The sequence below is a fragment of the Candidatus Protofrankia californiensis genome (genome assembly GCF_900634765.1).
Lineage (GTDB): Bacteria > Actinomycetota > Actinomycetes > Frankiales > Frankiaceae > Protofrankia > Protofrankia californiensis.
The window spans coordinates 1,853-8,166 of sequence record NZ_CAAAFT010000132.1 but is presented as its reverse complement, the minus strand read 5'-3'; the positions used below and the strand labels follow the sequence as shown (position 1 = coordinate 8,166).

At 60.1% G+C, this 6,314-nt stretch carries 5 protein-coding genes; 1 reads left to right on the top strand and 4 read right to left on the bottom strand.

The window, feature by feature from the left end; translation table 11 throughout:
* Positions 1-334: NUDIX hydrolase (locus DD1DGNOD_RS08035; RefSeq protein ID WP_131769809.1), on the top strand; the 334-nt coding region annotated here is incomplete at its 5' end.
* Here DD1DGNOD_RS08035 and DD1DGNOD_RS08030 read toward each other — a convergent pair.
* The 4 genes from DD1DGNOD_RS08030 to DD1DGNOD_RS08015 all read right to left on the bottom strand — a co-directional run bounded on the left by DD1DGNOD_RS08030 (position 322) and on the right by DD1DGNOD_RS08015 (position 5,774).
* Complete coding sequence (locus DD1DGNOD_RS08030) at positions 322-876, bottom strand: HD domain-containing protein (RefSeq protein ID WP_131769799.1); 555 nt, start codon at positions 874-876, stop codon at positions 322-324. The genes DD1DGNOD_RS08035 and DD1DGNOD_RS08030 overlap by 13 nt on opposite strands.
* Before the next feature lie 165 nt (positions 877-1,041).
* The gene (locus DD1DGNOD_RS08025) at positions 1,042-3,306 is read right to left on the bottom strand and encodes a hypothetical protein (RefSeq protein WP_131769798.1); all 2,265 of its coding nucleotides are present in this window, start codon (positions 3,304-3,306) and stop codon (positions 1,042-1,044) included.
* A 278-nt stretch (positions 3,307-3,584) separates the two neighbouring features.
* Positions 3,585-4,079: a transposase gene (locus DD1DGNOD_RS31105; protein WP_131769797.1), complete on the bottom strand. Its 495-nt coding sequence runs from the start codon at positions 4,077-4,079 to the stop codon at positions 3,585-3,587.
* Positions 4,080-4,547: 468 nt separating this feature from the next.
* The gene (locus DD1DGNOD_RS08015) at positions 4,548-5,774 is read right to left on the bottom strand and encodes a TIR domain-containing protein (RefSeq protein WP_131769796.1); all 1,227 of its coding nucleotides are present in this window, start codon (positions 5,772-5,774) and stop codon (positions 4,548-4,550) included.
* Positions 5,775-6,314: the final 540 nt, after the last annotated feature.

Genomic DNA, 6,314 nt, shown 5'->3' with positions numbered 1-6,314 from the left:
ACCCGGCGGAGGCATGGACCTTGGCGAGTCGATCGCGGACGCCGCCGTCCGGGAAACCAAGGAGGAAACCGGCATCGACATCGAGGTCACCGGCCTGATCGGCGTGTACACCAACCCCCGGCACGTCCTGGCCTACGACGACGGCGAGGTCCGCCAGCAGTTCTCCCTGTGCTTCACCACCCGCATGCTCGGCGGCACCCTGCGCACGTCCAGCGAGACGAAGGAAGTCCAGTTCGTCGCCCCCACCGACCTCGACAAGCTGAACATCCACCCGTCCATGCGGCTACGGATCAACCACTATCTCGAAGGCCGCCCCACGCCCTACATCGGCTGACCAGCCGCCGCCAGACGGTGCAACGTCCGATCGATCGAGCCCCCCAGCAGCGGACGGGCACGCGCAATCGAGCGATGCACCACCGAACCCTCCCCGTACCGGGAGAAAATCTCCTCCACCCGCTCGGCGAAGGTGAACCGCTGCCCCTTCGGACCGGTCGTCATGTCCGCGAACACCAGGGCGTCCATCACCGGTGACTCCTCCAGCTCCCAGGAGGCCAGCACGTCGGACAGGCCGCGTTCCTCGGCTTCGATCCGGGCACAGGAGTGATGCGCCACCAACGCACACAACCGGCGGGAGACGTCCGGACGCTGTTGAAGGAACCGGGCGCCGTCCACCGGGTGGAATCGCAGCAGCCCCACCGCCGGGGCATAGCCGATGTCATGCATCCAGGCCGCGGTGACCAACAGGTCCCGTTCCTCCGGCTCCACTGCCGCCGCCGCTTCCCGGGCACGGGCAGCAACCTCCCGCACATGAGCCCACCGATCACCCAAAGGCGCAAGAAGCTCACTCGCCAACCACTCAGCAACCGCTACATCCACCCACACGACGGTACGTACACCCCGGCCCAACGTCAGCCAAGTCCAGCGGACTGCCGAATTAGCCGTTTTAGGATCAAGCCCCGTCGCGGACGGCCCGCGCCGCGCGACGGCTGCGCGTGGCCCTGGCGGGCCATGCTCGCCGGCGCGTCGCGTTCATACCTTCGATCAAGTACTCGAGAACCACTTTCGCTGATTCGAGGCACAGTAGATGAGCCTCAAGTCATCGCCCACTACTTCAAGCGTCCACGCAACTTCAGCCTCTTTAACCGTCGAGCGAAATTCGGGCATACCTAGAACTTCCCGGACGGGAGTTTTCTCGTCGAAGACCATAATGAGATAATTGCGGGCAAGATGAGTGGATCCTCCACCCTTGCATCCATCAATCAATGCAGATTTTTCGGCATCAACCCAGACCATCCCACTGTACGGGAGTCTAAGGCATGCACTCGTCATCTCCAGCCAGCCATCCGGCCGTTCAGCTTCAAGTCTCCGCACGTATGACCGCGCAATTTCCGTCATTCTCTTGTAAGGTTTAATCGCGGGAGGTCCTTGATTCGTGATATAGCGGTAATAGTCATCGAAATCTTCTTGCATGCCGCCTAGGTAGCCGATTCCGCGCTTGCCTTCGAATTTCCCTGCCTCAAGCGTTTTTTCGCGCATCTCCCCCATATCGGTGCCCCACAAGAAGACCCCGAGAAGCTCCACCTCGTCCGGTATCATCAAATTTTCGCAGGACAAGACAGCCTCTCGAAAATCGAAATACGCGACGAGTTCAGCCGGCCCCGCCAGCACTTCAGAGGCAAGCTTCAGAACAGGAACTGACACGCACCAGAAGTCAGCACTAGGAGGCACGACCCCTAATGATTGAAGTATCTTAGCGCCGACCTCGAACCCTTCGAGTGGTTGAAGGGTTGGTATGAGGATGTACGTCTTACGGATAGTGCCAGCGCTCACGCGGAATCGCTCACGTCCGCTCTTCGAGCGAAATTCTTGGCCGGCCTGGAGTGCGGCTGTCGCCCGCGATGCCTGCCGATAGGCTTTCCCAATAATATCCTTCAGCTCATTCTTAAGGCGCTTTTCGTCCCCGCGCCTGCTCGGCACTCCCAGGTATCCCCCTTTTCCTTCAATAACGATTGCAATATCTTCGTAGAGAACGATCCCGTCGACCTCGAAATCGTTGGACCTCCCTTGCGCTGTCTTGGAGTAAAACATCGAGCCATAAGAAGAGCATCCAGGAAGCAGTCCAGCGATTATCTTTCGTGCTTCGTCATCAACCGTCTTCGCGCGATGTCTCGAGTAGTCTGATCCAAAGTGCGCTTTCAAGACGGGTTCAAGTAAGATCGTTCCCTCGGTGCCGACACGCCCTGGCAGGACTAGCAGCGCCCTCGCGCCGTCTACGAAGAAAGGGCGATCAAGTAGCGGTGACTGAGCAAAGGCGTCTGCTCCCCATCCAGGGTGACTTCCCGGAGCTATAGCCAACACTTCTAGTACCCGACCGAGAACGATAGAATCCACCCCTTCGAGATCTTCCAATCTGAAGGAGACGGCACGGGCAATGCGATCGACAAGCTCGCGGCGGTAGCGATCGGTCCGCCTCGTGGTCCGCTTTCGTAGTCGACCGGCACGTGACATCAAGCCCGACACGATCATAGATTCACGGAATGCCCGAGGAACCTCAGTTGACCAGCGCTTCCGGAATGCCTCTAAAATGCGATAGAGGTCGTCAAGGTCGAATCCGATGTTCCTTCGAAGCCATGGGTTGTATCGCGCGTAAAGCTCGCTTGCCACCGCCTCCGAGTGGATCCCGTAAGCGGACCCGCGGATAGTGAGCCACGATGTCCGCATATTGATAGAAGTCCGCATGCGCTCGAAGTCGGAGCCATCTTCTCGCATCTCGGAGATGTCCCGAGCCTGGTCGGCTACATAGGCAGCAAACCTCAGATTCCGCGCATTTTGATATATCTTCGTTATCTCCGCGGCATTCGCCGCTCGCCTCTTGCGGTCGACGCTACCGTTGGACGCAATTATTCCGCCGACCATCTCCAACTCGAAGTCGCGATTCTCGTCATAAAATTCAAATTTGCTGTCTCGACGACTTGAATACGCGTCGACCATCATGGGTGCCAGCACGGAAACTGGATCAATTTCAGCGATGTCGATCGCGATCTGACGGACGAGATTCCTCTGCATCTGGCTATATTTATCGAATGCGGCCGGAGCGCCAAAAGCCAAGATTGCCCTTTCGGCATCTGGAACGCTAGGAATAACCCCTTCTAGCCTCCGCACTGAAAGACACGATTGAAGCAGATGCTCAGAGAACACGTCGCGTTGTCGCGCCAAGAAGGCCTCGTACTCTCCTGGCCTTCTCTCATCAAAGATCGTCAGACGTCTCGATCTGTTGCTCACCTTTTGCTGTTCCCACGGATCCACGCAGACCCTCCCCAAGCGTGACCATAGCCTTCTATGATATAGAGTGTGCCACATGCATTGCCCTACGCATCTGCCGTAGCTGGCGGACAGAGACTGCGGGGCTAGATGTCTCACTCGCCGACCTGCGCGACAGAGTTTCGCCTGTCGTCGGCGCAGAGCTGGCCGACCCCGCAACCGGTACTGGGCAAGGCCAAGCCGGGTCAATTAGCAGACTGCCTGACAGCAAATTGACAGGCGAGGCGGTGAACGGTGGCGGAAGGCTGTCGACCGCCACAGACTCACCCAAGCTGGGGACCTGCTCCAGTGGACCGCTGCGGACAACCTTGGAAGATCAGAATGGAACCACGGATTAGCGGTGGTTTGTTGTGATCGTCTGAACCGCCGCCCCGGGAACCGATGAACTGGCGGGATACGCCTGCGGTGGCGTGCCCGATCTTGCGGTCCCCGGAGTCGTCGATGATCAGGACCCCGCCGGGATGAGGCCGGGTGGCCGGGGCTGTGCCATGAGCAGCTCGATGCGCCGCGTGTTGATTTTTTCGTGGTTCTACGGGGACTCCGACAGGAACCATGCAGCCGCTGGACCTCCCGGTGCTGCGCGCCCACGGCCGGTTTCGCTCCGGCCAGGCAGTGTTGCGGTCCCGGGGCAGCAGCAGACCGACCAGGTGGTCCCGGAACGTGCAGCGCTGAGCCCGGGAGGCGAACAGATCGTCGAACTGGAAGGCGTACGCCTCCACCGATGCCGGAGTCGGCGGGCACGGCAGCCGTGCTGTCATCGCGATCACTTCCGCGACTGAACCACCTCTTGCCCGTACTCGCACAGCCAGGGGATTCTTTGACTATTTGCACATGGTCAGTCGATCACAACAAACCACCGTTAGATACACCTCCGCCGTCCGTGTCGGAGTGCAGGCCGCGGTGGACGGCAGCCAAGGTGGCAGCCAAGCCCGCGAACAGCAGCGGGCGGTCACGGACTCGGCGGACGAGGTCGAGCCCGTGACCGGCACCGGCGGACGTCCACGGACACAGGCGGACGATCCACCGATGATCTCTTAATCTGCGGGTCGCTTGCGGTCCAGCGCCAGGCCTGGCGGACGGACTGACAGCCAGATTGACAGCCAAGACGGCGGATGAGAATCAAGATGCAGAAGCGGGCCACGCCTCGCGGACACCTGAGTGCGGCCGTGGACGGCCGCGCTCGCCGGGCGCGTCGCACCCGCACACAGATCGATTCTTCAAAAATATCACGCCTCGGCCCTCAGACGACGTAGACCCGTGCCTGTGATACGACATGCACCACTAGTAGCAGTCCGACCGAATGTCTCTGCAAATCCTTCAACTAGACCCTCGGCGATCATTTCCGAAAGCACTGCTTTAACCTGGTCGACCTCCACGCCCACTTCGACCGCCAAGCCATCCACGTCCAACTCAAGGACGTGACTATCATTCGCCTGGTCTCGATACATCTCCGCAAGGCGCGCCAACAGAATCCATCTCAACGGAATTCCCTTGAGTGCATTCTCTTGCTCGGGAGAACTGCGGGCATAGGTCACCGAAGGTGGAGACGTTGTAATTCCTATATCGCCAGGGCTGAACGGAGGAAGATCTGGCGGAAAATCGCCCGCGTCGAGCCACCGAGTTCCACTATCGTCAACCTTATTGCCGGCGGTCTTGAGACGAGATGCGAGAGACCTTCTCGTTTGAGGGGAGCCGTCGAACTGGAGCGTAAATACCCCACCTAGGTCCGAGAATCCACGGAGTCTTCCGTACTCCACGATGACGGTCCTCGCCCGGAATCTCTCCCAGGCCATCCCCGCCTCAAAGATTACATTGGGACGAGGTTGCCCGGAAAGGCGCTCAGGGGGCTCGTTCGCGGCACGGAGAGCCGGGTGCAGTGCGACGAGATCGTCAGGAGTTGCAAAGACAAGCGCGGATTTCGCCAGAGAAAACCCAGCGTCGAGGATTTCGCCGACATACGGGCTTGCCTTACCCGTCGCAGCCTGCGCTTGATCCCACTCGATGGGCTTTAGGTCCAAGGCTCCAAGCAGAACCCTCATTCCCTCAACAGCGGCAGAGTTTCGGCCGTGAATAAGGAACACTGCTCTTTCGTCGACGACACCCCCGACGTTCTCTGCGGCAGCTTTCGTCGCATCTTGAATCCCGACCGTTCCAGGCGGTCCGCTAATGTATTCGTCGGTCACGTCATCGGCTATCGCGGCAGCCCTCCATTCCTTGGATGGCCCGCCGAGGGCGAGAAACTGCGACTCGGCGTCTTTCTGTCGGATGACTTCGTAAAAACTTGAAGCAGGACCCGGGCTGTGACTGATGCGAATCCGTTCGACTTGGTCGATGTTGATCGCGCGACCGTTGACGGTAATTGGTTCACCCGCCATGTAGGGCCGGATGAACTGTCGCTCTAGAGTCGGCTCGTCGAGGTCAATTTTGACCTCGTCTCTCTTCTCATTGCGCACCGAGAGTCGAACGTGGTACGGCACATCTCCCCGTTTCAGTCATGCGAAAGCGCTAGCGGACAGGCGAGAAAGAGTCCGCCGTACAGAGCATACCCGGGCGAGATCGGCTAGCGTTGTCATCCGCCCGCCCACACGCAAGGACGGGGTAGCAAGGGTCCGGAAGGAAGTCTCGCTGGCACCCCAGATCCGGCCAGGGGTCTGCCCGCCCGTGCGCTCGCGAGGCCGGTCAACGTGATTCGCTTGGATTTCAGCGTGGCCCGCGCCCTCGAAGATCAACACGGGGGAGCTCGGGAGAGCGGATGCCTGTGGAACGGAGCAGGCCGTCGACAGGGCTGAAGAACGCCTGCAGCCGGTCAACTGGGCGGCGTACGTCGATCTCGTGGTCGGCCGCCCCCTTGGGTGTAGCTACCGCTGCAGCAACGGCCACGGACGGCGGCGGACGTGGGCAGACGTCGGTAAACTGCACCAGCAGGCTGGAGCCCTAGGACACCTGGTGCGTTCCGTGCCTTCTAAGCACCAGGTCGCAGGTTCGATCCCTGC

Coding starts and splice junctions, on each gene's coding strand:
- DD1DGNOD_RS31105 (WP_131769797.1), bottom strand. CDS start 4,079: ATGACAGCACGGCTGCCGTGCCCGCCGACTCCGGCATCGGTGGAGGCG.